At 43.6% G+C, this 22,607-nt stretch carries 18 protein-coding genes and 2 pseudogenes; 9 read left to right on the top strand and 11 right to left on the bottom strand.

Annotation, left to right across the window (positions count from 1 at the left end; genetic code table 11):
* The first annotated feature begins 1 nt into the window (after nt 1).
* Both F8R90_RS24185 and F8R90_RS24180 read left to right on the top strand, forming a co-directional pair.
* Nucleotides 2-1,777 (top strand): DUF3685 domain-containing protein, encoded by a 1,776-nt coding sequence (locus F8R90_RS24185; RefSeq protein WP_196512798.1) that lies wholly within the window; start codon nt 2-4, stop codon nt 1,775-1,777.
* 74 nt (nt 1,778-1,851) lie between these two features.
* Entirely contained in the window at nt 1,852-2,562 is a 711-nt protein-coding gene (locus tag F8R90_RS24180) for a diacylglycerol/polyprenol kinase family protein (RefSeq protein ID WP_196512797.1), read from the top strand.
* Between the two features lie 39 nt (nt 2,563-2,601).
* On the opposite strand, the gene F8R90_RS24175 is transcribed toward F8R90_RS24180, so the two are convergent.
* The 3 genes from F8R90_RS24175 to F8R90_RS24165 all read right to left on the bottom strand — a co-directional run bounded on the left by F8R90_RS24175 (nt 2,602) and on the right by F8R90_RS24165 (nt 5,609).
* Nucleotides 2,602-4,056, bottom strand: coding sequence for a dihydrolipoyl dehydrogenase family protein (locus F8R90_RS24175; protein WP_196512796.1), 1,455 nt, complete (start codon nt 4,054-4,056; stop codon nt 2,602-2,604).
* Nucleotides 4,057-4,158: 102 nt separating this feature from the next.
* Entirely contained in the window at nt 4,159-5,298 is a 1,140-nt protein-coding gene (gene cobD / locus F8R90_RS24170; RefSeq protein ID WP_196512795.1) for a threonine-phosphate decarboxylase CobD, read from the bottom strand.
* 26 nt (nt 5,299-5,324) lie between these two features.
* Nucleotides 5,325-5,609: an HU family DNA-binding protein gene (locus tag F8R90_RS24165; RefSeq protein ID WP_010998076.1), complete on the bottom strand. Its 285-nt coding sequence runs from the start codon at nt 5,607-5,609 to the stop codon at nt 5,325-5,327.
* A gap of 910 nt (nt 5,610-6,519) precedes the next feature.
* Between F8R90_RS24165 and F8R90_RS24160 the strand changes: the two are divergent.
* Nucleotides 6,520-6,639: pseudogene (locus F8R90_RS24160) on the top strand (Uma2 family endonuclease); the annotation flags it as partial.
* Nucleotides 6,640-6,699: 60 nt separating this feature from the next.
* On the opposite strand, the pseudogene F8R90_RS24155 reads toward F8R90_RS24160, so the two are convergent.
* From F8R90_RS24155 to pilM, 5 genes and pseudogenes are all read right to left on the bottom strand, one after another.
* Nucleotides 6,700-7,274: pseudogene (locus tag F8R90_RS24155) on the bottom strand (Uma2 family endonuclease).
* Nucleotides 7,275-7,494: 220 nt separating this feature from the next.
* Nucleotides 7,495-9,837, bottom strand: coding sequence for an AMIN domain-containing protein (locus F8R90_RS24150; RefSeq protein ID WP_196512794.1), 2,343 nt, complete (start codon nt 9,835-9,837; stop codon nt 7,495-7,497).
* Between the two features lie 126 nt (nt 9,838-9,963).
* Nucleotides 9,964-10,734, bottom strand: a complete 771-nt coding sequence (locus F8R90_RS24145) for a pilus assembly protein PilO (protein WP_196512793.1) — start codon at nt 10,732-10,734, stop codon at nt 9,964-9,966.
* A complete protein-coding gene (locus F8R90_RS24140; RefSeq protein ID WP_196512792.1) occupies nt 10,731-11,507 on the bottom strand; it encodes a PilN domain-containing protein in 777 nt (258 codons plus the stop codon). Before F8R90_RS24140 ends, F8R90_RS24145 begins: the two co-directional genes overlap by 4 nt.
* A 4-nt stretch (nt 11,508-11,511) precedes the next feature.
* Nucleotides 11,512-12,618 carry a type IV pilus assembly protein PilM gene (gene pilM, locus F8R90_RS24135; protein WP_190899348.1) on the bottom strand — a complete coding sequence of 369 codons (1,107 nt, stop codon included), beginning with the start codon at nt 12,616-12,618 and terminating at the stop codon, nt 11,512-11,514.
* A gap of 142 nt (nt 12,619-12,760) precedes the next feature.
* Between pilM and F8R90_RS24130 the strand changes: the two genes are divergently transcribed.
* Nucleotides 12,761-14,059 carry an ABC transporter substrate-binding protein gene (locus F8R90_RS24130; protein ID WP_196512791.1) on the top strand — a complete coding sequence of 433 codons (1,299 nt, stop codon included), beginning with the start codon at nt 12,761-12,763 and terminating at the stop codon, nt 14,057-14,059.
* Between the two features lie 37 nt (nt 14,060-14,096).
* Here the strand turns inward: F8R90_RS24130 and F8R90_RS24125 are convergent, their stop codons facing one another.
* The 3 genes from F8R90_RS24125 to F8R90_RS24115 all read right to left on the bottom strand — a co-directional run bounded on the left by F8R90_RS24125 (nt 14,097) and on the right by F8R90_RS24115 (nt 16,397).
* The gene (locus tag F8R90_RS24125) at nt 14,097-15,395 is read right to left on the bottom strand and encodes a bifunctional folylpolyglutamate synthase/dihydrofolate synthase (protein WP_196512790.1); all 1,299 of its coding nucleotides are present in this window, start codon (nt 15,393-15,395) and stop codon (nt 14,097-14,099) included.
* Nucleotides 15,396-15,553: 158 nt separating this feature from the next.
* Complete coding sequence (locus tag F8R90_RS24120; RefSeq protein ID WP_069072075.1) at nt 15,554-15,679, bottom strand: photosystem II protein Y; 126 nt, start codon at nt 15,677-15,679, stop codon at nt 15,554-15,556.
* A gap of 190 nt (nt 15,680-15,869) precedes the next feature.
* Nucleotides 15,870-16,397, bottom strand: coding sequence for a gamma carbonic anhydrase family protein (locus F8R90_RS24115; protein WP_196512789.1), 528 nt, complete (start codon nt 16,395-16,397; stop codon nt 15,870-15,872).
* Between the two features lie 242 nt (nt 16,398-16,639).
* On the opposite strand from F8R90_RS24115, the gene F8R90_RS24110 reads away from it, so the two are divergent.
* From F8R90_RS24110 to map, 5 genes are all read left to right on the top strand, one after another.
* Nucleotides 16,640-17,149 (top strand): TIGR02652 family protein, encoded by a 510-nt coding sequence (locus tag F8R90_RS24110; RefSeq protein ID WP_442946757.1) that lies wholly within the window; start codon nt 16,640-16,642, stop codon nt 17,147-17,149.
* 59 nt (nt 17,150-17,208) lie between these two features.
* Complete coding sequence (locus F8R90_RS24105; protein WP_196512788.1) at nt 17,209-17,652, top strand: VOC family protein; 444 nt, start codon at nt 17,209-17,211, stop codon at nt 17,650-17,652.
* A gap of 142 nt (nt 17,653-17,794) precedes the next feature.
* Nucleotides 17,795-20,644 carry a M16 family metallopeptidase gene (locus tag F8R90_RS24100; RefSeq protein WP_196512787.1) on the top strand — a complete coding sequence of 950 codons (2,850 nt, stop codon included), beginning with the start codon at nt 17,795-17,797 and terminating at the stop codon, nt 20,642-20,644.
* Between the two features lie 262 nt (nt 20,645-20,906).
* Nucleotides 20,907-21,431: a cupredoxin domain-containing protein gene (locus F8R90_RS24095; protein WP_196512786.1), complete on the top strand. Its 525-nt coding sequence runs from the start codon at nt 20,907-20,909 to the stop codon at nt 21,429-21,431.
* A 279-nt stretch (nt 21,432-21,710) separates the two neighbouring features.
* Nucleotides 21,711-22,538 carry a type I methionyl aminopeptidase gene (gene map / locus F8R90_RS24090; RefSeq protein ID WP_196512785.1) on the top strand — a complete coding sequence of 276 codons (828 nt, stop codon included), beginning with the start codon at nt 21,711-21,713 and terminating at the stop codon, nt 22,536-22,538.
* Nucleotides 22,539-22,607: the final 69 nt, after the last annotated feature.

Below are 22,607 nucleotides of genomic sequence, written 5' to 3'. Positions count from 1 at the left end.
TATGAGCGATCGCCTTCTAAAATTATTGTTAATCGACCAAGACCCGATTTTTCGTCTGGGATTACGGGTAGCTCTAGAAGCAATTCCTAACCTGGAAGTAATAGCAGTGGTAGAAAGTGATACCGCTGCCTTGCAGATTTTAGCAGAAATTGCCCAAGAAGACCCTAATCAGGTAAATCTGGTGGTTTTGGAACTAGGTAATGGTTGCTCCACTACCAGTCAGCAGTTAGGTTTACAATTCTGTCGGCAACTCAAAGCCTTATATCCCAACCTGCCAATTTTGCTTCTCAGTTCTGTCCAAGAACAAGGACTACTATTGGCTGCAAAATCTATTGGTGTAAATGGCTACTGCCCCAAAGGCACACCACTTGCTGAGTTAGTCGCCGCCATGCAAGAAGTTGCCGATGGTAGTTCCTATTGGTTTCGGGAGACGGAAGCAATCACAACTCCTTACTCCTCACTCCCTAGTACAGACGCGATTAATCGCATCTCTCCCCACTCCCCACTCCCTTTTTCTAGACTGCGAAATAATTTACGTTTGTCAGGAATTGCTCACATTGAAGCTACCCTCGCCGCAGTAACAGCACAATTACAAGTTCCGGGACTACCAGTATTAGATCGAGCAATTCTAGCTGGACAGCGGCGAGAACTGCTAGCGGCTCGTTGGTTGCTAAATCGGTTGTTGGTTTCACCACAAGAACGGCAAGAGGAACATATTCCGGTTGCTGATAAGCCGCCTCTGCCTCCTTCGTTGAGTAGTGCCATTCAACAAAGGCAAACTGTGTCACCTTTGCTTAGTCCAGGAGCGCTACAATCTGCCTTGTTTGCGTCTTGCATTACCAAACTTCAATTTCCTTTACAAAATGTCACAGATGTCCCTTTAGAAATTGACATCTTTCGTGAAGAGAGAAAACGGGAATTACTTTATCTGATCCTGCAAAAATTGGCTCAACAGTTGGATGAACTGCGTGCTTCTCAAATCGAGATGAATCAATTATATGAGGTAAAAAGTACCTTGTTACGCGATTTATGGCAAGCAGCAATTACAGATTTTTTTGGGAAATTTTCTCGAATTCAAATAGGGAAACAAAATATAGAAATTGTTAATTTATTACTACAAAACACAGAAATTGTGCAGGCAGATATTCTCAATAAAATCCCGCTAGTTTTTGAGTTGTATTCTTATCTACTATTTCAAACAGAATTGTATATTGATAATGGTTCTTATCCAGCAGTGAGCAATGAAGCCAAGTCCCAAGCATTAATGATTTTAGAGAACTTGTTGATTCAGGTAGCGAATGGCGTAGTGCAGCCACTACTCAACTCTTTAGCAGATGTGGAAGCGATTAAGCAAAAGTTATATAGTCGCCAATTTATTTCTACAAGAGAAATTGAACGGTTTAGAAACGATTTATCATGGAAATATCGGTTAAAAAATTATATAAATGAGCCAAAAGCAGTTTTTGAAAGTCGCTATGATCTATTTGTAATTGCGCCTCGTGGTATTGCCAATACTTCAGTTTATGCACCTCGAAATCAGGAGTTAGGCAAACTTTCTAATATTCCTTTAGTAGTGACATTATTTTTAGAATTTAGTGATGCGATCGCACCGCGTTTAAAATCAATATTAGCTTTTGTAGGTAGCGGTATAGTCTTCATTCTCACCCAAATAATTGGTCGAGGTTTAGGTTTAATCGGTCGTGGTATTCTTCAAGGTATTGGTAGTGTTTCGTTAATAGAAAAGAACTTTAGACGAAATAGCGATCGGACTAAATGAATAAGCAAGGGAGTAGAAGGCACAAGGGAAGAATGACTAATAACCAATGACCAATGACCAATGACTAATAACTAATGACCAACAATGATTTTATCGGGCTAGCAATTTCTTATGTTTACGCTATCGGTCTGCTTGTCATTGGCGAGGGACTGCGTAAGCTGTTGGGTGTAAAGCCAGATTTGACCCGCAAAGTAATCCATATTGGTGCAGGGATGTGGGTTTTCGGCATCCTGCTACTGTTTAAACACTGGGAAATCGGAATTATACCATTTGCTACCTTTATCGGACTCAACTACCTGTTTTACCGCTACCGAATCATCGGCGCAATGGATACCCAGGATAGCTCACCCGGCACAGTTTATTTCGCTATCTCGGTAACGCTGCTGTTCGGGCTACTGTGGCGACCAGACGGGCCAGTAGATAGTGTCCCAATCGCCGTAGCTGGGGTAATGGCAATGACTTGGGGGGATGCACTAGCAGCATTAATTGGTAGACGCTTTGGACAGCATAAATACCAAGTGGGAAATTCTGTGCGATCCTGGGAAGGTTCGGCAGCAATGTTTGTAACGAGTACAGTGGTGATTTTCTTAGTGCTGTTGCTGCTACCTGGTTCGTCGCTGAGTCCCCTAGCAATGCCTTTAGGTTTAGGATGGGCCTTGTTGACGGCGGTGATAACTGCCACTTTTGCAACCCTAGCAGAGGCAGTCTCGCCCCACGGCACAGATAACCTCAGCGTGCCTCTAGTAGCTGCGGGAGTAGTTTGGATTGTCATGCAGGGTTTTTAAGGCACTCCCAATAACCTCTCCTAACTCCTAACTCCTAACTTACAAATTCCAATTGCGGCGGAAATGGAAGAAGCCTTCTAAAAACTCTTGCAAAGCAATGTTGCTATTTAACTTTTGCTTACTCCACTCTCTTGCTGTCTGTTCCAGAATTTCTGAAAAACTCGGATAGACAGGAGATAAATTTGCTAAATCTTTGACTTTAATTTTTTGGGACATTGCCAAGGCAATCAAATTAATTAATTCTCCAGCTTCTGCCCCCAATATCGAAGCTCCCAAAATTTCGCCGTTACGTAGCACAATTAATTTACACATACCAGTGGTTTCATCCCGAATTTGGGCTGCTGCCACTGTTTTAAAATACTGTCGAAAAACTAAAACTTCATCTCGACTAAATAGGCGTTTTGCCTGCACCTCTGTCAAACCTACTTGCGCCAGCATTGGCACAGAAAACATTGCCCAAGGAATAGAGCGATAATCTACTCGTAACCTGGGGAAAAAGAGTGCATTGTTCAGGGCAATTTTTGCTTCATAATTAGCGATATTGGCAAAGTCGTAACCACCAATTACATCACCACAAGCGTAAATGCGCTGGTTAGTGGTTTGCAGTTTATCATTCACCACTAAGCTACGCCGATGCCATTTCACACCTACTGTTGCCAAATTTAGAGATTCAATATTCGGCTGTTGTCCAGTCACTACTAAAATTTCATCAGTTTCAATAGCTTTATCTCCTGCTTGAACCCACTTTTTATCCTCAATTAGCCTCACCTGAGTTACTGGTCTTTCGGTGAGGACGCGCACACCTTCGACTTCCAACTGTGCCTGAAGAAATATGGCTATCTCAGGGTCAATATTGGGTAGAAGATAAGGGTGCTTGACTACCAGCGTCACACTGCAACCAAACCGGGCTAAAGTTTGAGCAATTTCAATGCTTTGGGGAATTCCGCCGATAATTACCCAATTTTTGGCTAATGTCCCTCGCTGTAAAGATTGCCAAATATTAGATAGGGTTAGGTAGCCAGTGCTTTGCAATCCCTCAATCTCTGGAATTTCTGGACATGAACCACTGGCTAGCAAATAGGTACGAGCGCGTAGTAGGCGATTATTAACGGCAAAAGTTAGTTGGGATGAAGATTGAAATTGACCACTGCCAACGATGATATCTACCCCCAGCGCGGCTAGGATGGTTGGGGAATGCTGTTCTTTGAGATTTGAGGCTACGCATTGAGAATACAGCATAGCTTCTTGCCATGCCATAGATATGTGGCATTCTTCTGAAGTACCAGTGTGTGTGGCATGAATACCAAAACTAGCAGCATCATTCAACTTCTGCGCCAATTTACCGATTTCGGTAAGAGCATGGTGATGAGTAAACCCGTAGTCTACTTTGGGTTCCACCAGGGCAACTGTGGCACGTAGTTGGGTTGCAGCAAGGGCAGCGTAGTATCCAGCAAGACTGCCGCCAATAATTACAACATCGTAGTCAACGGTCACTTGAATTAAGAGTTAGGAATTAAGAGTTAGGAATTAGAAATTAGGAATTAGGAATTAAAACCCTTCTTAAATTTATAACTCCTAACTTATAACTTATAACTCCTAACTCTCTTTTAACGCTGTTAGTAAGCGTTGGTTATCGGAGTTGGAACGTATAGCAACCCGGAAAAAGCGATCGCCTAGTTCTTTAAAACTAAGGCAATCGCGGATTAAAATCTGGTGATGCTTGAGTAATTGTTGCTGTAACTGCGAAGTAGACTCTTGGGACTTAACCAGTAAAAAGTTAGCAGCACTTACTTGGGGTTGCAATCCTGATATTTCAGCCAAACCCTGAAAGAGTTGGTTTCGTGCAGGTGGTAGCCATGCCCAGGTTTGCTGCTGAAACTCCGTATCCTGGAGTGCCGCAATTGCCGCCGCCGCCGCTAGCGTGTTTACGGGCCAGGGGTCACGCCATAGCTGCCATTTAGCTAGGCAGTCGGGGTGTGCGATCGCATATCCTAATCGCAGCCCAGGAAGACTGTAAAATTTGGTTAGCGATCGCAATACTACTAAATTCGCATATTCCTGTACCACCGGAATCAGGCTTTGTTCCTCATTGGGTGGCACAAAATCCATAAATGCTTCATCTACCACAACCAAAGCAAATTGCTCCAGATAGGGCAAAATAGAGTCCCGTGAAAAAATTTTTCCGGTTGGGTTGTGGGGATTATTCAGCAATAATCCTTTGTCGTTTGTCCTGTCTCCTGTGTCAAGAAATAATGACCAATGACCAGTGACCCTTCGGGTTCGCAGTTGCTCATGGGGGAAACCCCCATCGCCCTTGGCGTCTCCCCTTGGGAGAAGACCGCACTGGCTCACTAATGACAAAGGACACTCCAGCACATTAGCGTTGTACGCCCTCAGGGTTCGGTAGTAGTCGCCAAAGGCTGGAGTTATTAAAATTGTCGCGGCTAATTCAGCTAATTCCCTGCCTATGAGAGTGAGTAATTCTGCGGAGCCGTTACCCGGCAGAATCCACTCAGGAGGCAATTGATGGAAGTGACTGAGAGCTAGTCTCAGTTCACTATAGTTTGGGTCTGGATAGTGCTTAAGATTACCAATTTGGGACTGGATAGCAGCGATCGCGCTGTTTGGAGGCCCCAACGGGCTGATGCTAGCAGAAAAATCCAGAATAGCATCAGGGGGACAGCCAGCCAGTGCTGCTGCCCAGGCTAAATTTCCCCCGTGTGCAGGTTGCCGCATTAAAAAATGGTTCCCGAAGACAGAACCTATGCTTTTGGGGGTGCTACCTTTTCTCTAAACAGTTTTCCTGCCGAGAAGGCAGGAACCCTCGTCGCTGGAATTTCCATCTTTTCATTTGTTTTCGGGTTGCGACCTTCGCGGGCTTTACGTTCCCGTGATTCAAATGAGCCAAATCCTACCAACGTTACCTTATCACCAGAGGAAACCGCTTCAATAATCGTTTCCAAAGCGGCAGTTAAGACTGCATCCGCTTGTTTCTTGGTAACACTAGCTTTTTCAGCTACGGCATCAACTAATTCACCTTTGTTCATGTCAAACTCCTGAAGGTTTACTTGAGATTTTTTACGGATGCACCCTGATGCATCTGTACTGAAATCTCTGTTCGCAGAAATACAAAAATCATCCTTTGGGAGTATTTTTACTCAAAACGGCTGTACATCCCATCGGCTCGACTTTTCAATGAATCATTCTAAGGTGTTGTAGCCTGATGTGGATAGATGAAACCATTAATTTATATAGATTTCAGGATTTTTTGTAATTTTAGGGTAGTTGTTTCACTAAAAACTACCCCAAAAGTAGGAAAAAATACCTAGTAAATACCCCTATTGCCAATAAAACAGAGGAGTGGAGAGGTGGAAGATGGTCAGCGTTTGTTGGGATTAATTACCGTTGTTGAAGAGTTATTGCTGAGATTAACCAATTTTTATGGAAATCGAAGGCTCAGGTTACCGATTTCTCTAAAAAATCGGGGATTTTGATCACTTTTCACGTGATGTGGAAAAGCCAACGCGAAATTTAATTCCCTAGCAAGCTTCTCTAGCAGGAAAAAAGAAAAAATTAAAACCTCTCCCCTAGAAGGCTATCCATTAGCTACATCTTTCTTAACATTTATGATGGCGATCGCTATCATAAATTCTTTTCTGCGTTCGCGCAGCGTGTTGCAAGACGCTACGCGTAGCTTACTTCTTCATAGGGGTATGACCGAAGAGGCGGAGGGGCAGGGGGCAGGGGGAGCAATAGAAAGCCCCGAAGCCGTGAAGCGGAGCGGAACATGGGTATCAAGCCCCGTCTTTCTAAGACGTTCTTGATTGGTCGGAGTACAAGCTCCGTCCAATCCTCCCCCCTGCTCCCTGCTCCCCTGCCTCTTTTGACCTTTGAAGATTTTGCAGCGTGGCGACCCGAAGGCGGAAGGTACGATTATATGATGGTGTGATTGTTGAAATCGATGGTGAATACCAAGTTACTCAATTTATAGGCAGTAATCGCATCGTTTCGCCTACTTTCCCGGAATTGAATTTAACCGCCGAACAGATTTTTCAAGCTGGATGTCTACCAACGTAGCCACAACCCCAGTTGATGTTTTATCAGTATGTGATAACTAAAGTCCACACACAGAATCGGTTACCAAATTCTTTGTATATTGAGTACAAAACCAGGTAAAACATTTTCCCCGGAAATAGTTTGAGGAAATTCTAAAACTTCCACATCTTGTCCTGGACGATAAATTTCTACTTCCTGTTTTTTCGGTTGATCAACCAACCTAGACGACAAGCATTTTCGATATACTCTTGCATCTTGTTCTGAGTTTTTTTTAAGCTGTCGTTAGGCGAAAGTATCTCGATAACAAAATCAGGACATAAAGGAATAAATTTTTCTTTTTGTTCTTTAGTCAAAGCATCCCAACAAGATTTTTCCACCCAAGAAACATCTGGAGAACGGTCAGCCCCTGAAGGTAAAGTAAATCCAGTTGATGAATCAAAAACTTCGCCCAATTGATTTTGGTCGTTCCAGAACCATATTTGAGCGTTAATAGTAGAATTACTTTTTCCTGTTTCTCCTCCCGTAGGTGGCATTATAATCAACTCTCCTTGGGCATTGCGTTCTAATTTTAAATCGGGGTTTTCTTCACACAATTGATAAAATTGATCTCTTGTCAGTTTAATTACAGAATTGAGGTTTAATGTAAGTGCTGTCATAAAAGTATTTCCCGTTTTTGTCAGCTGACTGAGCTACAAACCTATATCTATTTTGTTCTACAGCACAATGAAATACTAACTTCCAGTATTCCGCTGCAACGCCTCAGCCGCTTATCTGCTCTGCACGGAGAATTCAGTGAACAAAAAGATCCCCGACTTCTTAAAGAAGTCGGGGATCTGAGCCTTTGCCAGAAGTGACTCACCTTGTCCATTATCCTTATTACCTGCCAGGAACCTTCAACCCTCGACGCTCAAGGATTTGCCGCACTTCTGGGCTGGGGGCGTAGTTATAGCCATAGGAGGAGTTCTCTGTGTCATCCATAATCTGAGGTGTGAGTAATACAATTACCTCATTACGCTGGTTCTGTCTGTTTGTACTTCTAAATAGCGAACCAATTAGTGGAAGATCACCCAAGATGGGAATTTTAGAGACAGTTGTCCGGTCTGCGTCTTGAATGATGCCTGAAAGAATTAGTGTTTGACCATCTCTCAAGCGAATCGAGCCAGAATTAAGAGAGCGCTCCGATACCAAGAATATTTGTTGGGTACCGCCTCCTCCAACGTTGATAGTAGCTGGAGCTTGGGGTGCTTTGACGACAGGAGCTACCGATAGAGAGACAAAACCGTTATCATCAATCCGCTCAACTTTGACAGCTAGGGTTAAACCTACTCGGTCTTTTTCAGCTGAAATAGTTTCTGTAGCAAGATTCGCATCGCGAACTATTTCCCTTTTAATATTGCCTACCACTTCCTGAGTCAGATTCACATTAGCGGTTTGACCTTCTTGGACAATTAAGGTCGGGTCTGTCAAAATCTTGGCGTTGCCATTTTGTACTTGAGCCTGCAAGCTAGCGAGAAGACGTTTAGGGAACTGGAATAAAGTTGGGAGAGCAAATGTATATTGATCAGGAGTTCCAGCGGTTGTGGCTGTTGCCGGAGTTCCTGGAGTAAACTCTGTAATACCTGGTTGTAGTGGATTACCTACATCAGCAGTAGCTGATGGTATATTGCCCTGAGAGTTAAAAAACCCATCACCCAAAAATGTTCCACCTGTAACGGGATTCTGGATAACTGGCGTACTAGTCACGCTGCTCGACGTTTCAGCTCTAGTAGCTGGTCTCGAACCGCCAAAATTTAGAGATGCTGCACCGCCATCATTTGTAAAGTAGTTATTACCAACCCCAAAGGAAAAGCTAGTGTTGTAGTCCTGGGTGTTCAAGAGGTTAACATCGATAATCTTGACATTGACTACTACTTGACGACGGCGGATATCAAGCTGAGTTAGTTGAGCCATGGCCATCTCAACTAGCCGCGGAGGGCCAATCAAAGTCAGGGAATTGGTGCGCTCATCTCCTAATGCCTGTAAACCTCTAAGTAATGGGTTAGAGTCTGTAAAATTAACGCGTTGAGTTTCAACTTTGGTTTCTGTAGTTGTCTGAGTTTGGGTGATAGGAGCAACTCCAGTACCCACGGGTACGGCATTAACACTGGTAACTTGTCGTTCGCGGCTGACGGCACTTTCTGCTCCCAAGCCGACCAAAAAGTTCAAGGCGACTCCCACTGTCACCTGATTGAGTCGCAGGCTACGCATAACCATGTCACGGGTGGAATTAGGTAGTTTAGGCCCAACAAAAACCGTGCGATTACTGCGATTCGCTTCTAAACCACTCAAGCGTAAGACGTAGTTAAACACATCTTGCACTGGCTCATTTTCTATATCTAACGAGATTGTTTGAGAAACTGCTGGTGCATTAGCAGCACCACCTTGCTGACCTCCAGCAGCTTGCTCGCCTCCGATATAAGCCAGGTTCAAACTAGCAGCACGGGCAAGTAGTGACAAAACCTCACGCACCGGTGCATCTCGCAATACTAAACGGGGTACACGTTCCTGAGTTCCTAAGTCAATGGTGCTAGGAGAAGCATCAGTATTAGAGATGGCAATATCTCCCACTGGTGGCGCGACAGCTCTAGGTAAGAAAGGTGGAGCCTGACTCACCGGTTGACCTGGCCCAGCTGCTTGTGCAGGTTGTCCGTCAATGGTGACTTCCGGGTTAGGAACAAGAACATCTGGCTTCTGACCCGGTTGGGCTGGAGTAGTAACAGGCGGTGCTGTGGATGTTGGCGCTGCTGGTGTTGGTGCTGATGCTGTAGTGCCTGTGGATGGGCTAAAGCTGAGTGTAATTCCATTTTGCGATCGCACCACGGGTTGACTCTCAGGTGTATTATTACTACCAGTTACGGTCACCCGAATACTATTGGCATCAAGCTGATTAATCTCAACGGAGGCAATTCCTGGTGCTGGGCTATCTTGACGAAAACTATTGCCTTGTGGTAATCGTAATTGAGTATTGATAATATCTGCGACTAAAGTCTTGCCTCTTTTTGTAGTGAAAACTTGGGGGCGCGACCCTGAAGAAGTTTTCAAAGCAACGCTAATTCCACCATTAACTGGATTTAACTGTACGTTAGTAACTTGACTAATTTGTGCCCAAACTGGTTGAGCTGCCAAAAATACAAAAGCGGCAGTACCCAATATAAAACTATTACCGTGAAGCTGTTTCACAGTTCATTCCTCACCTTATAAAACCTTGTTTACAAACAATTTTGAGTAGGCGAATAAAATTCGCCCTGGCTCTAAGTTTACTTAACGCTAAATCGGCGCTTAGAAACCGCCCTGGCTCTAAGTTAACTACTTTTTCGGGGCATTTTTAGCCGCCGCCGCCGCCGCTACTTCTTCTGCACTAAGTGGCATCAATACCTGTAACTGGAATGAAGTATTGATCGCTGCTGGCCCTACCTGAACCGGCGTTTTATCTAATGGCGATCTTGACTCTACTGGAGCCAAAGTTGCTTGATAATCTTTAACTATTAACAAAGGCTGTAAACGCTCAATGTTACGCATTATCGATTGTGTTTGCTCATAAGTTCCTGTAATTTCGGCATTGATACTGCTGCGTTGCAGTTTACCGTCAACCTGTAGTCCTAGAGTTCCATCGATAATCGGTTCTGGTTTGGCGGAAACTGGCACAAATTTCTTCAGTTTGGCTCTCACTGCATTAATAGAAGTTGGAGTACTGCCAGAGTCAATTAATCGGTTCAGATCCAACAGCAATGTATCCAAGGTTTTTTCGTTAGCAAATAAACCCAAAACCTGAACTTTTTGCTGTTTTGCCTGTGCTAGCTCGTCTTTAACTTTGGCAATCTGTTTGATACTGGCTTTTTTTTGCTCAATTTGCCCTTGCAGTTCAGAGCTTTTGGCTTGCTGCTGCTGATAGCTTTCCCAAGCTGGCATCAGCAGGTTTAAAAATATATAACCTGCTCCCGCTAAACCAATCACCCCTACCAAGATCCCAATAATTTTTGGTGTGAAAGCAATACCAAATACCACGGGGTAGGCTGGCGTTTCCGAATCGAATTCCCCACCATGTTCGGCAAAATTTAAATCATCACTCAGCGTCATTTTGAAATGACTCCTGTTTGTTGCATACTACGAATTCGAGTTACTAACCCCACTGTGCCTTTTTTTTCCAACTCCCGGATTAATTCCGACGCTGGAACATCGTTCATACTCGATTGAATAGTGTATTTAACTACTTGGGGCGGCTTAATTATTACAGCATTAGTAGGTTGACCCAAACCTGGAGTTAAGGGAGCATCTACTAACGTTGCCGTCAGAATTCTGCTTTCTGAGGACTTCAAGAACTGAGACTGTTGTAAACTCAATAAGAAATCATTGACATCGTTAAAAGAACGAGCCAATCCGGTAATTTCTAATCCCCCAGCGGGATTGCCTGCTGGCTTCCCTTCCACTGCCGCAATGGGTGGGATTTGCTTGATGTTTTCGATTTGCACTGTCGCTGGGATGCGATCGCGCAAATCTTGCAGCATTGCTGACCAAGGTCGAATCTGGTCAAATACGGTGACTAAAGCTTGGGTTTCCCCTTTAATTGCATTCGTCTCGGCTTTGATTTTATTCAGATTTCCTATTTCTGTATCTAATCTCTTGCTTTCTTGGTCTAGTTGTGCTATTGTCCCCTCTAATTCAACAATCTTTCCTTGTAACAACCACCAACCAACTCCCAATAAAGCTGGAAGACCTACACCTAGTGCAACTCCCACATAGACTGGTGTCATATTCCCCGTAGGCAGGTTTAGAGATATGCCTCCCTTTCTCTCAGGCTTTTTCTGGTATGCTGGGCGGTCTTTAAGAAAGTTAACATCTAGGCTGTACATTTTGTTACACCTCCCGCATTCCTAGACCTAGTACGATCGCCAAACCAGAGCGTTGTACCTGTGGATATTTATCAGTGTCAACTTCCAAAGACAAAGACCCTATTGGATCTATTTGGGTAGTTGGCAAGCTCAATCGTTGCGTAAAGAATTCATCTAGCTGTTGGAGTCCACCTCCTGGGCCAGCTAATATAATCTGTGCTACCTCCAAATTTTCACTTTGATTGAGGTAAAAATCGATGGAACGGCGCAGTTCATCTGTAAGTTCTCCCAACACTCTTAATATGGCTGCCATACCAGGATCGAGTTCGGTGACACCAGTTTTGCCGCCGTCTATGGGAGTTGGCGGAATAACCATTCCATGTAACAGTTCCATATCTCGTGATGTGGGTAAGCTCATTGCCCTTGCTAAGGCAGTTTGCATTTGATAAGTCCCGATTGGGACTGTGCGCGAAAATTGCGGCACTCCGTTAACGATGATGGCAATTTCTGTACTGTCAAACTCTATATCAACTAGTACTGCTGCTTCTTGTGGCCCAAATTGCCGCAGTTGCTCCCGAATAGTCCGAATCAGAGCAAAACTGTTAATTTCTAAAACATCAATTTGTAATCCTGCCTGCTCGAATGTACTTATATAGGTATCCGTTATCTCCTTGCGGGTGGCAACTAGGAGTACGTGTACTTTTTCAATACCATCTTCATCTACAAAGTACCCAAGTTTCTGATAATCTACATCAGCTTCTTCACGAGGATAGGGTAAATATAAACCTGCTTCATGGTTGAGCACCATTTCTCGCAGTTCTTTATCATCTAACTCTGCTGGCACTGGTATGATCCGAACGATGGAATCTCGCCCTGGTACACCAGTGGCAACGCGAGAAGTTTTGATTTTGCTCTCAGCTAGCGCCTGCTGAATTAATTGCGCCATTGCTGCGGGGTCGGTGATTTGACCATCAGTAACTATGCCTTCGGGAACTGCTACCGATGTAAAGGTTTCTAGTTTCAAGCCTTGACGCTGCTTGCGTAGCTGAACTACATTTACCCGTTCGGGAGCAAGTTCAATGCCGACCCCTTTATTCGATTTGCCAAACAGACTATTGAAGCTTTTTACCACATTTGTGCCCGCTGGACTGCTAAATTGAAAATTTAAATGATACTAAGAAATGGACTTGGTGCTAAGTAATTTATTTAGCCTATAATCTCGACAATTCTGATCTAAGCTTTTCACACTGAGCAAGCGTAAAAATACTGGGAAAATGATTCAATTGCGAAAATTTAAACAACTTGTTGCTTTTACACTGCTGGGATTATTAACCAGTTGGATTGTAAGTTGCAGCACAAGTAATGTTGGTACAGGTACAAAACAGGCTAGTTCAGGAACGGCAACTGTTGAGTTTTGGACGATGCAACTCCAACCTCAATTTACCGACTACTTCAAAAGCCTAATTGCAAATTTTGAATTGCAAAATCCAGGTATAAAGATTAACTGGGTAGATATACCTTGGGCGGCGATGGAGAACAAAATTTTAACAGCTGTCTCAGCGAAAACGCCACCTGATGTAGTTAACCTCAATCCGGGTTTTGCTTCCCAACTTGCCGGACGAAATGCCTGGTTAGATTTAGATGCGAAAGTCCCAAACGATGTACGTTCCTCCTATCTACCGAATATCTGGAAAGCAAGTACGCTTAATGGCAAGAGTTTTGGGATTCCCTGGTATCTCACCACAAGGTTAACCATTTATAACACTGATTTATTAAAACAGGCAGGTATCAATAAAACACCTGCAACCTACGCAGAATTGGCACAAGCAGCCCAACAAATTAAAGATAAGACTGGCAAGTATGCCTTTTTTGTGACTTTCGTACCGCAAGATTCCGGTGAAGTGTTGGAATCTTTCGTGCAAATGGGTGTCACCTTAGTAGATGCTGAGGGAAAAGCAGCGTTTAATTCAGCACAAGGTAAGGCAGCGTTTCAGTATTGGGTAGACTTGTATAAAAAAGGTTTGCTTCCTAAAGAAGCTTTGACGCAAGGACATCGCCATGCGATCGATTTATACCAATCTGGAGAGACTGCGTTTCTAGCTTCTGGGCCAGAGTTTCTGAAAACGATCGCAAATAATGCCCCGAAAATTGCTCAAGCTTCGGGAATAGCACCTCAACTCACTGGTGACACAGGCAAGAAAAATGTTGCGGTGATGAACATAGTTATTCCCCGCGATAGCAAACAACCAGACGGCGCTGTGAAATTTGCCTTATTTGTCACCAATGACGAAAATCAGTTAGCCTTTGCTAAAGCTGCAAATGTCCTACCTTCTACAATCAAAGCATTGTCTGATAGTTACTTTAAAGATGTTCCAGCTAATGCTTCAACAATAGAAAAAGCGCGAGTTATCACCGCCCAACAACTGCAACAAGCAGAAATATTAACTCCGACTTTGAAGGATTTCAAAAAACTCCAAAAGGCGGTTTACGAGAACTTGCAAGCAGCAATGTTAAACCAGAAGACTGTAGATAAAGCCGTAGAGGATGCGGCGCAAGAGTGGAACAATAGATAAATTTTGTAATTCGTAATTCGTAATTCGTAATTCGTAATTATGATTTACGAATTATATTAGTGGGTGATAAAAAATCGCCTACTAAATAAAGGGAACCACATAAAACGATTAAATCGTCTGTGGTTGCGGTTGAGGTTACGGCTTCCAATGCTGTGAATAAATCTGGATGGATTTGGCGATCGCTTAATTCTGGGCAGAGGCTGTAAGCTAGATTTGCTAAGTAGTCTAGATCAGCGGAAGTTCTACCGGGCCAAGATTCTACTGGTATTGGTACTAAAAAAAGGCGATCGCCTGGCCGCAACAGGGCGGCAAAAATATCAGCATGATCTTTGTCAGAAAACATTCCGATAACCCAATTGACTGGCTTGTGGTTCACTGCGTCTAAGCTATCGACATACTGGCGGAGAACTTGGGCTGCGGCGGTATTATGAGCACCATCAAGTAATAATTTATGGTTATTCCAGGTAGCCCATTGCATCCGCCCTGGCCATTTAGTTTTTGCCATGCCGTTAGTTATGGCTTCTTCAGAAATCTGCCAACCCTGTTGTTGGAGAATTTCTAAAGCAGCTAAAGCCAAAGCTGAATTAGTTAATTGAATCTGTCCCGCTAACGGTAACTGGTATTTAATTAATTTAGAATTTTCGATAGTTTGATATTCTGCCCATCCAGAGGCTATTTCACGGGCGGGTTGAGGTGTAAAAATCGGGCATTGTAATTCTAAGGCACGCGATCGCACAACTTCTTCTGCATCTAGTGGCAATCCTCCAACCACAACGGGACATCCAGGTTTGAGAATACCTGCTTTTTCTCCAGCAATGTCAGCGACGGTGGGGCCAAGTTGCTGCCAGTGTTCCCGGCTGATAGAAGTGATAATTGTAACCAAGGGTTTCAAACAGACATTGGTAGCATCTAAGCGCCCTCCTAGTCCGACTTCTACCACAGCCACATCGACTTGCTGCTGGGCAAAATATAACCAAGCAGCCGCCGTAATTACTTCAAACTGAGTTGCAGATTCGTCATCAGCACGAATAGCAGCTTGGACTTTTTCTAATAATTGGCTCAATTCCTCAGAGGAAATTGGCTGTTCATTCAGACAAATACGTTCCGTCCAATCGACTAAATGGGGGGAAGTATAGCGTCCTGTCCGATAACCAGCCTCAGTGAGTACTGAGGAAAGATAGGCACATACTGAACCTTTGCCATTGGTGCCAGCAACATGAATTATCGGGACTTGGTGATGAGGATTGCCCAGATTTGCCAATAAATTGACAATGCGATCAAGTCCTAGATGGACACCAAAACGTTGCAGGGGTTGTATTACAGAATCGATATCCAAGGAAGGGGAGATTGGGGAGTGAGGGAATGAGGGAGATGATGGGGACAAGGAGAATAACCAATGCTCAATGCCCCATGCCCACTAATTGATATCAATAAAACCGACTGCCTCTGTGAAGAGAGACAGCCGATTGAAGATCGATGATATTGAGCCGTATTTTAAGCTTCTCTATCCAAAAAGCCTTGAATTTGTCTTAAAGCCGCAGCGCCAATATTAAACACTGCCCAGCTAGCGGCAATGGCAACTGGTGCTAAAACGATCGCTATACGGTAATCGATATCCATATCTAGAACCCCTCTTTTAAGTAGAAATTAAAGTTTTGTCAACTGCTCTCATTTTTATTTTTAGCTGAAGTGGGCAATTTTTCCAACTAGATATGTAAAGAATGTTTAAATTATGGGGCATTGGGCATTAGTTATTTCTTCCCTGCCCCTCTGCGCCCCTGCTCCCTCATCTTCCCCATCTCCCCACTCCCTAAGGCTTCTTAAAGCCGAGATCAGTACCCTTACCAGCATGAACTAAAGCTAACTTTTGGTAACGTTTAGCGTGTTCAATAAGTTCTGCGGCTTGAGCCTCTGTTACTTGCCGCAACACTTTGCCAGGAATGCCCACAACTAGGGACAAAGGAGGTACATCTTTGGTTACGACTGCACCAGCACCGATAATGCTACCAGCGCCCACTCGTACCCCGTCTAAAATCACTGCGCCAATGCCAATCAAACTTCCACGCTCAACGTAAGCGGAATGTACCACAGCGCGATGCCCTACGGTCACATGATCTTCTAAAATTGTCGGAAACCCAGGATCTCCATGTAAAATTGCACCATCCTGAATATTTGTGCATTCGCCAATTTCAATCCGTTCTACATCTCCCCTAACCACTGCTCCATACCAAATGCTTACCCCTGCTGCTATATTTACCGAACCCATAACAACAGCATTGGCTGCGATGAAGGTAGCTTGAGAAAAATCAGGAGATGTCCAGTAAGAAGCGGTAGACACGATAGAATATTAATATGGTACCCAGGAACACTGGAGAAAATCCAACCTTTGAGGCTGGTTGAACAACCAGGATATCACACCGTTAAGCCTCTATGGTGAGGAAAACACTAGTGAGCAATGTTGCTGCCGCAACTCCGTGTCTATGCCGCAGTGAGCAAGTAACCCAAAGTAGTGGAGCCGAAGTGTATAATCCAATGCACTAGTGCTGGTGAAGACAAAATTATGTTTGTACGCACTTCATGATGAATCCAGGCTTGCAGTACCCGATGTTTGGGCCGGAAATACAGTGTCCCCACTGTCGCCAGACTATTCCGGCGCTGACACTAACAGATACCTATTTGTGTTCGCGTCATGGCGCTTTTGAAGCTAATCCTAAAAATGGAGAGTTAATCCATTTGCAATCGGGGCGTCATTGGCGGAGGTGGAATAATGAATGGTATAGACAGCATACTCATCCCGATGGTATTCGGTTTGAAATTCACGAAGCATTAGATAAGCTCTATACCCAAGGCTATCGAGCAACAAGAGTGATTATTGCTCGACGCTATCAGGAATTGATGAGTGGCTATTTAGAACGCAGCACCCCTTGGCGTTCTGGACAACCAGAAGCCACTGCTGCGCGTTTATACGGCTTACCCGTGGAGTTTAGCCCCGATAGCTCAGAAGATCCCTGTTGGGAAGTGATCAATTTTGACTTGGAAAAAGAGCCTGGCGTCCCTGTGCGCTACCCTTATTTCAGGTTGTTTGAGTAATGGTAATTAGTCATTGGTCATTTGACTAATGACTAATGACTCATGACTAATGACTAATTATGCACCACGCTTCTATTCGGACTGCGAATATTCATCGAGCGATCGCTTTCTACGAACATTTAGGGTTTACAATTTCGGAACGCTTTACTACGGGCTACACCCTAGCTTGCTGGATGGAAGGATTGGGCGGCAGAATTGAACTAATCCAAATTCCCGAACCAAAACCAGCGCCAGATGCGTTTGCTGATGAGCATTATGTGGGGTATTATCATCTTTCGTTCGATCTGACTGAAATTACACCAGATTTACCTAGTTGGTTGACAAATTTACAAAAACGTGTTCTGTTAGCTGCCGGGAATCAACCCGGAGAATTACAACCGTTGAAGGTACTTTTAGAACCGACACAACAGCAAATAGGCGATCGCATTTACGAAGTGGCTTTCATCGCCGATACCGATGGTTTACCTCTGGAATTCATTCGAGTTTTACCAAAAAACCCATAATTTAGCTTTTTTATTACCTTTATTGCTAATATATTATTTTTCTGTATTGTTACCGAGATAACAGATTTTTTTGCGATATTAAACTGTGGTCACTCTCCAACATAACTATGTAACTTAATTTACAGATATACTTGCTAAATACATGTATGGATTTTCTAGATTTTATAAATATCCCTTGCCATTATTATTTTTAAGCTTATGGCTAGTAGCGGTTTTTTTGTTAAGCGATCAACCTGCTCATAGCCAACATCCAGCCATATCTAATAAAGAAAAATACCAGTCAACCTTGCTAACAAAAAGAATAATGCCCTCAACACTGACACTAAATGTCCGTAAGACAGTGCTGGAAAATGGTCTAACTATCCTTACAAAGGAAGTACATACTGCACCAGTGGTGACGGTGCAGGTGTGGTACAAGGTTGGCTCACGTAATGAAGAACCGGGCGTGAATGGCATTGCCCATCAGTTGGAACACATGATGTTTAAAGGTACAAAAAATCGTCCGATTCAATTTGGTCGTTTGTTTAGTGCTTTAGGTAGTGATTCCAATGCTTTCACCAGCTATGACCAAACTGCATATTACGGTACTGTGGAACGAAACAAGCTAAAAGCGCTCTTAGTGCTGGAAGCAGACAGAATGCAAAATTCCCAGATTGAGCCAGAACAACTGGCGAGTGAAAAGCGGGTAGTAATTTCCGAGTTGCAGGGTTACGAAAATAGTCCAGAATATCGCCTCAACCGTGCCGTCATGCAAGCGGTGTTTCCCAATCATGCTTATGGGTTGCCTGTAGGTGGAACCAAAGCTGATGTCGAGAAATTTGAAGTTGAGCAGGTAGAAAAATATTACCGCAATTTTTACAGTCCCGATAATGCCGTTTTAGTAATTGTTGGAGATTTTCAAACTGCAAATACCCTGGAAATAGTTAAAGAGGTATTTGGTAAATTACCCAGGAGGCAGGGGGCAGGAGTTATTTCTTCCTCATCTCCATCACTCAGCACTCGTTACTCAGCACGGGCTAAACGCCCCGCTACCGCTAACAGCACTCCCATAATATTGCGAGAAGCGGGAGCAGGGCGGCTGTTGCAGGCGGTTTACCCACTACCGGATGCAAATCAACCGGATGTGCCTGCGCTGGATGTAATGGATTACATCTTGACAGAGGGACGGAATTCTAGACTTTATCAGGCATTGGTGGAATCAGGTTTAGCTAGTGAATTAACAGCATCAGTTACCAGTCTGCGAGAATCTGGCTGGTATGAGGTGTTGGTGATGGCTGGTTCTAAACAAGATTTGAAAAAAATTGACTCAGTGTTGAGTAGTGTGATCGCCAATGTAGCAGAAAAAGGCGTGACATCTGAGGAAGTTGAACGAGCTAAAACCCAATTAACAGCAGATGTAATTTTGAGTAACCGTGATATCACTTCTCAAGGAATGCAATTGGGCAATGATGAGACCACTGCTGGTGATTATCGCTACACAGACCGTTATTTGGCTGCTGTCCGTCTGGTGAAGCCGACGGATGTCGTTGCTGTCATTAACAAATACCTTACCAAAGAAGCCAGGAAAGTAGGCTTTTTTGAACCAACCCAGAAGCTGATAACAGAGGTTATTGATAAACCAGACTCAGCCCAAACTACAGAGAATTTTTCTCCTGGCGCACCTGTGCTTCCTTCTGAGGTGGGGAAGTACTTACCGCCTGTGGATTTGGCTACAGATGCGATTGCACAAGTATTACCACAGGAATTTAAATTTACCAACGGACTGCGGATCTTACTGTTACCAGATCATAGTACTCCCACCGTTACCTTGAGCGGTCACATTCAAGCCGGAAAGGAATTTGATCCAGATAATCAAGCTGGGCTGGCTGCTTTTGTGGCAGAGAATTTGCTAAATGGCACTAAGAGCAAGAATGTCTTAACTATTGCCAAAGCTTTGGCAGAACGAGGGGCGAGTTTAGACTTTGAAGCCTACCGCGAAGGTGTGCGAATTGAGGGTGATAGTTTAGCAGAGGATTTGCCGATACTCCTTGAGATATTGGCTGATGTTGTGAAAAATAGTACCTTTCCAGTCAAAGAATTGGAATTGCATCGCCAACAAACTTTAACTGATTTGCAGCTGCAATTAGATGAACCATCAGAAGTAGCTAGAAGAGTATTTGTTCAGTCAATTTACCCGAAAAAACATCCCTTACACACCTTTCCCACAGAGGAGAGTTTACAGCAGATTCAGCGCCAAGATGTGATTGATTTCAAAGCTAAACATTATCGTCCAGATACGACAGTGCTTGCGCTGGTGGGAGATTTTGATCTGGACAAAGTGCGATCGCTCATTAAAAATGAGTTTGGTAACTGGGAAGTTAGCGGCCAAGCACCCACATTAAAATATCCCACAGTGCCAATGCCGGAGAAAATAGTCAGTGTCAACCCAGTTTTACCAGGTAAAGCCCAAGCCGTTACATATATGGGTTACACAGGCATTAACCGTTATGATTTTCGGTTTCACGCAGCCTTAGTATTGAACCAGATTTTGGGAGGCGATACCCTATCTAGTAGACTGGGTGCAGAAGTGCGCGATCGCCAAGGTTTGAGCTATGGAATTTATAGTTCCTTCCAAGCCGGGAAGAATGCAGGCACATTTTTGATAGAAATGCAAACTAGTCCTGAAGATAGCAGTAAAGCGATCGCTAGTACCCGCCAGATGCTACAGCAAATCCATCAACAAGGTGTCACTGCACTGGAAGTAGAAACAGCTAAACGCACCCTCGTCAGCAACTACAACGTTTTGCTGGCAAACCCAGAGGAATTAACACATAGAATTCTGATGAATGAGGTGTATGAACTCGACAAATTAGAATTGTACTCCTTCACTCAAAAAATCCAAAAAGTCACTCTTGAGCAAGTTAATAAAGCGGCTCGTGAGTTACTCCGCCCAGATCAAATCGTAGTCGTTACTGCTGGGCCATCTGTGTTAGCAGAGAAAAGCATTAGGTAGAGATGGGCACTGGGCATGGATAATATAAAGAATGGGTAAACTCAGAACTTGCACCAGTCCCAACAACTGCCTCAGAATGAATTCTGAGGCTAGTCTTCTAAAGAAGAGTGAATAAGGATTGGAGTCCACTTGAGTGGATTTGCGCTATGAGCCAGAGAATAAATTCTCTGGCGGGAAGTGGGCAGGTGCAAGATATAAAGTAGTTTTTCCCGCTACCTATTAATTGTTCCTGCTCATCAGCATTGCCTTTTGAGAACTACCAATGAAAACTTACAACCATTTATACCAAATTGTAATTACATTGCTTGCTTTTCCAACTACTGTTTGGCGGCAAATATTACGGCGGAACTACGTGATATTAACGTTGCTCCTAGCTCTAAATTTCATTGCTGCGACTCCAGCAATGGCAGCAAATTTGTCTGACGATTTGCTCAAGCAACCAGCCACAGAAATTAGAGTTAGCTTGGGTAATTCGGCTAACGAACTCAAATTTGAGCCAAATCATTTGGAATTCGAGGCCGGCAAACGCTATCAACTAAAGCTTACCAATCCCAGCCAACTGAAGCACTATTTTACTGCTAAAGATTTTGCCGATGGTATCTGGACACAAAAAGTTGAAGCAGGCAAAGTAGAAATTAAAGGAGCCATTCACGAACTGGAACTCAAGCCTGGTGCTGAGGCAGAATGGGTATTTGTGCCCCTGAAATCTGGCACTTATGGCTTGCGTTGTCCAATACCAGGACATACGGAAGCAGGCATGACTGGAGAGATTGCCATCAAGAATTAAAAATTATTCGACTCAGTATTTAGCAGCGATCTAATGTTTAAATTAAAGTTAATTGAGCTAAATACCATAGTGTGCAGTGGAAAATAAGTTAGGGCAATTTAGATTGAAGTCCAACACATTAAAAGTAGGCAATGTGTTATTATATATACGTTAGCGGCTAAACTGGAAGAATCCCTATTTGGGATTAAAATAACTTAAATTATAGATATTATTTCTCAAGTAATCTAGAGAAAGCATTAATACTTCAGCGCTAGAGCCACCAGTAATTATTAATTTCCCATGAACATTTTCAGTAACTTACTTTCTCAAGCGACTCAGCCTGCACCTGCGAAAAAGCAACGCCGAGGAATTGAAATCAAATCGCCGCGTGAAATTGAAATCATGCGGCAATCAGCGACAATTGTAGCAACTGTTCTAAAAGAAATTTCCGAGTTAGTAAAGCCAGGAATGACAACGGCTGATTTGGATGTTTATGCAGAAAAACGCATCCGCGAAATGGGTGCAACGCCTAGTTTTAAAGGATATCACGGTTTTCCTGGTTCTATCTGCTCTAGCATTAATAATGAAGCAGTGCATGGTATTCCTAGTCCCAAGAAAGTGATTCGTGTGGGGGATGTATTAAAAGTAGATACGGGCGCTTATTACCAAGGCTTTCATGGTGATTCTTGCATTTCAATTGCTGTCGGTGAAGTGACGCAAGAAGCTGCTAAATTAATTCGCGTAGCAGAAGAAGCTTTATATAAAGGCATTGAACAAGTAAAGGCTGGTGTATACCTGCTTGACCTAGCTGGAGCAATTGAGGATTATGTTAAATCTAACGGCTTTAGTATAGTCGAAGAATTTACAGGACACGGTGTTGGTCGTAATCTGCACGAAGAACCTTCAGTATTCAACTATCGTACCCGTGAGATGCCAAATGTTAAACTCCGTGCGGGAATGACGCTGGCAATTGAGCCAATTTTAAATGCAGGTTCTAGACACACCCGGACATTATCTGACCGTTGGACAGCAGTCACTGTGGATAATTCTTTGTCGGCTCAATTTGAGCATACAGTGTTGGTAACAGAGACCGGTTATGAGATTTTAACTGACCGTTCTAAGCTGTAATTATTAGTTGTAATTATCTGTTGTTAAGAGAGGTGAAGCGTCAAAAAAGGGCGATTTGCCTCTTTATTT

This window comes from Nostoc sp. NZL (genome assembly GCF_015714705.1).
Classification (GTDB): Bacteria; Cyanobacteriota; Cyanobacteriia; order Cyanobacteriales; family Nostocaceae; genus Nostoc; species Nostoc foliaceum_A.
The sequence above is the reverse complement of the archived record's forward strand: the minus strand, read 5'-3'. Positions and strand labels throughout refer to the sequence as shown.